A 4,444-nucleotide genomic window follows, 5' to 3' on the forward strand; every position below is an offset into this window, starting at 1 on the left:
CCGGAGTATCTGATGGTTTTGTAGTTCGCCTCCGTCTGGCTGCGCGCCGTCCATACCGCGGTGCCGCCATAGGGGTAGTACTCCTCCTGACTGATCAGCTTACCGTCGCCATCCAGCTCCAGTTCGCTGCTGCCCGGCAGGTTATCGTAGCTGTAGCGCAGCGGGTTATTGCTGATATCCGCCGGTTTACCGCTTTCCCAGTGCAATACCCGCACCATGGCACGACCGGCTGCGCCGATGGCGATCGCCTGCAGGCTCTCCTGGCCGCTGCTGCGCAGCTCCAGCCCCGGCAGATAGAGCACCCGCTGCGTCTGTGTGCTGTTGCCGGTTTTCTGCACGCTGATTTTTAGCAGGCGCTGGCTGTCGGCAGCGTAACGGTAGCTTTCAGCGTCGGAGGCCTGACCTTCCCGGGTGACCGGGGTAACCTTCAGCAGCTCCCCCCGTGCGGTCCAGCTCAGGTTCTGCCCCGGTTGCAGCTGCAGCTGCTGTCCGCCGGGGTTAAACAGCGCATCCACTTGCTGCGGGTCTTCCGTCAGGCTGCTGAGTACTGCGCGGTTGCTGCGGTCTGATACGGTGATATTGGTGGTATGGTTATTGCCGCTGGCGGCGTGGCGTATCTGCGTCAGATTGCCGCCGCGGTCATAGCGGTAGCTGCGGGTCCAGACGGTAAAACTTTTATCGTCGGCGGCCAGGGGAACCACCGGCGAAGGCAGGGTGATCCGCTGTTGTGCTGTCGCCGCCAGTTCGCGGCCGGTGGCGGACACCAGCTGATACAGCGTGTCATAGGTGTAAGTGTTTTCCGGCACCACTTTCTGATTCCGCCAGAACTGTGTGGTCTCGGCATCGTTAGTGATATGCAGCACATTGCCCACCGGATCATACTGATAGCGCAGATCCTGCAATATCTTCGCGCCGGCGGGATGGCCGGCAGGGCGCTGCGTGGTGATCCCGGTCAGGCGCCGGGTTTGCGCTTCATAATGGTAAGTGGTCACCACGCCATTGCCATGCTCTTCGCGCAGCTTCTGTCCGGCGGCGGAGTAGCGGATGGATTTAACGATTAGCTGTTCGGCGGCGCCTTTCAGCGTCAGCCAGCTGGCGGTTAACTGTCCGGCCATATCATACGCCAGCCGCTGGGTATTGCCCCGGGCATCGGTGCGGGTGAGGGTGGCGCCGCTGGCATCGCTGCCGCTCAGGCTGGTAAAGGTTTCTGCCGCTAATAAGTCTTTCCATGCGGATTCATCGTTGCCCTGCCAGTCGGCCTGGTTATTATCCGGCAGTAACTGGCGGGTAACAGAGAGTGGTGAGCCGCTGAGGGCAATACTGTTGATTTGCTCCAGTCCGGCGCAGTCGTAGTGACGGATATTCTGCCCTGCCAGATTAAGCTGTTTCTCTGCCGGAGTATTGCCAGCCCAGATAAAACGTTCAGTGATACGGCCGTTTTCGGTAATGCTGAGCAGACGGCCGGGCAGGGTGGCGGCCTGATACTGAAAGCCGCCGGTCACACCGGTGGCGCTGAGGGTCCGTGCCGGACGACCGGCAATATCATGCAGGGCCACGGACGTGCCTGCATCGACACTCGCGCTACGCAGTACCTCACCGCGTAATGCGGTCAGATAAACAAAATTGGCCTTTACGCTACGCTCCGTCTGCTGCAAAGCATATAGCCGTGGATCAATGCTTTGCCGTAACAAACCACGGGCATCGTACTGATGGCGGGTGATGCGCAGATCAGTATCTTCCGGGGTTGTCGGATGACGCTGGTATTGCAGTTCGCGCACCGTCAGACCGCGGTTGTCTTGTGCAGTAACTTCCGGAGTATTGCTATATAAGGTATTGCTGGTATCGTGCATGGCGATCTCCTGACTGCATTCGGAACCCGGCATTTAATTTTTAATTATTGATTAAAAAAACCTTCTCACCATTGACCTGCGGACATCAGGTACCCCTTCAGTACGCCTTACATGATGAATATTATTATAAGAAGTACGACCGGGGACGATTCCCTTTCCGGAATAACCGCTAACCACTGTCTGCGAATAACCTTCCCGTTTAAGCGCCTCGCTTACGTATTTCGCAAAGGGGCGCTTAGTACCTGGTTGGGCTAATGGCTGCCCTGAAGCGCCTGATGCCGTATGTGGATCTGCTATTTCAAAAAAGGATGGTTTTGTTGCGTCCCCGCTCCAGCAAGAACCTAAGCGTATATCAATGAATTCCTTAGTTAACCCGCCAGTGGCTAACTGATTTACCAGTTCTTCAGATGTTATTCTTACTTTATTTTCTGAATGTTCAGATGTCAGTTTATTAGCGCCGTATGCACCATGGCCAATAATATATAATTTATCACTTTCGGGTCGGAGTGATTTTAATCCTTCCACACTTGTTGCACTTATATATTTCATTTCCGAATATATGTATTTTTTTGTTTGATAAAAGTGTATTTTGCTTTCCAGTATTTTACCTGTCGCCTCAAGTTGTGATTTTATTTCAATCTGCTCTCCACCCGAATCTGATAGGGAAGGTTGACTTTCAGTAAGGGCTAAAGGATTTAAATATAAAGTAGACAGTTCTTCGGTAACTTTGTTTAATTCTGACTTATGATACGCTATAGTATCTTCGTACTGCGTTATCTGCATTATCCGCATTTCCATAAAGTCCTCTAATGCCTTATCGTTGGGAACAATAAGAGGATATAAGTTTTTTCTGCCAGAAAGATATCTTGGCATATTCAACCCCATAGCCTGGCGTATCATATCAAATGAAGTGAATGGACTGTAAATATACCCTTGCCTGCCCGCCATACCCTGACTGTCCGATAATGTCATCGGATTATTAAGCACCATATCATACAGATTCAGCCCGTCCACCGTTCCCGCCGGGTCAGCGCTTAGCCAGCGCCCCAGCCATGGCTGATAATAACGATAACCATAATAATACAGTCCCGTTGCGTCGCGTTCCTTACCGGAGTATCTGATGGTTTTGTAGTTCGCCTCCGTCTGGCTGCGCGCCGTCCATACCGCGGTGCCGCCATAGGGGTAGTACTCCTCCTGACTGATCAGCTTACCGTCGCCATCCAGCTCCAGTTCGCTGCTGCCCGGCAGGTTATCGTAGCTGTAGCGCAGCGGGTTATTGCTGATATCCGCCGGTTTACCGCTTTCCCAGTGCAATACCCGCACCATGGCACGACCGGCTGCGCCGATGGCGATCGCCTGCAGGCTCTCCTGGCCGCTGCTGCGCAGCTCCAGCCCCGGCAGATAGAGCACCCGCTGCGTCTGTGTGCTGTTGCCGGTTTTCTGCACGCTGATTTTTAGCAGGCGCTGGCTGTCGGCAGCGTAACGGTAGCTTTCAGCGTCGGAGGCCTGACCTTCCCGGGTGACCGGGGTAACCTTCAGCAGCTCCCCCCGTGCGGTCCAGCTCAGGTTCTGCCCCGGTTGCAGCTGCAGCTGCTGTCCGCCGGGGTTAAACAGCGCATCCACTTGCTGCGGGTCTTCCGTCAGGCTGCTGAGTACTGCGCGGTTGCTGCGGTCTGATACGGTGATATTGGTGGTATGGTTATTGCCGCTGGCGGCGTGGCGTATCTGCGTCAGATTGCCGCCGCGGTCATAGCGGTAGCTGCGGGTCCAGACGGTAAAACTTTTATCGTCGGCGGCCAGGGGAACCACCGGCGAAGGCAGGGTGATCCGCTGTTGTGCTGTCGCCGCCAGTTCGCGGCCGGTGGCGGACACCAGCTGATACAGCGTGTCATAGGTGTAAGTGTTTTCCGGCACCACTTTCTGATTCCGCCAGAACTGTGTGGTCTCGGCATCGTTAGTGATATGCAGCACATTGCCCACCGGATCATACTGATAGCGCAGATCCTGCAATATCTTCGCGCCGGCGGGATGGCCGGCAGGGCGCTGCGTGGTGATCCCGGTCAGGCGCCGGGTTTGCGCTTCATAATGGTAAGTGGTCACCACGCCATTGCCATGCTCTTCGCGCAGCTTCTGTCCGGCGGCGGAGTAGCGGATGGATTTAACGATTAGCTGTTCGGCGGCGCCTTTCAGCGTCAGCCAGCTGGCGGTTAACTGTCCGGCCATATCATACGCCAGCCGCTGGGTATTGCCCCGGGCATCGGTGCGGGTGAGGGTGGCGCCGCTGGCATCGCTGCCGCTCAGGCTGGTAAAGGTTTCTGCCGCTAATAAGTCTTTCCATGCGGATTCATCGTTGCCCTGCCAGTCGGCCTGGTTATTATCCGGCAGTAACTGGCGGGTAACAGAGAGTGGTGAGCCGCTGAGGGCAATACTGTTGATTTGCTCCAGTCCGGCGCAGTCGTAGTGACGGATATTCTGCCCTGCCAGATTAAGCTGTTTCTCTGCCGGAGTATTGCCAGCCCAGATAAAACGTTCAGTGATACGGCCGTTTTCGGTAATGCTGAGCAGACGGCCGGGCAGGGTGGCGGCCTGATACT

General features: G+C 55.6%; 2 protein-coding genes. Both read right to left on the reverse strand.

The window, feature by feature from the left end:
* A partial coding sequence (locus JWF83_RS13390) for an RHS repeat protein (protein WP_413650743.1) occupies positions 1-1,850 on the reverse strand: 1,850 nt, incomplete at its 3' end.
* A 51-nt stretch (positions 1,851-1,901) separates the two neighbouring features.
* Positions 1,902-4,444: RHS repeat-associated core domain-containing protein (locus JWF83_RS13395; protein WP_413650745.1), on the reverse strand; the 2,543-nt coding region annotated here is incomplete at its 5' end.

It is taken from the genome of Pantoea sp. B65 (assembly GCF_047308185.1).
Taxonomy (GTDB): domain Bacteria; phylum Pseudomonadota; class Gammaproteobacteria; order Enterobacterales; family Enterobacteriaceae; genus Erwinia.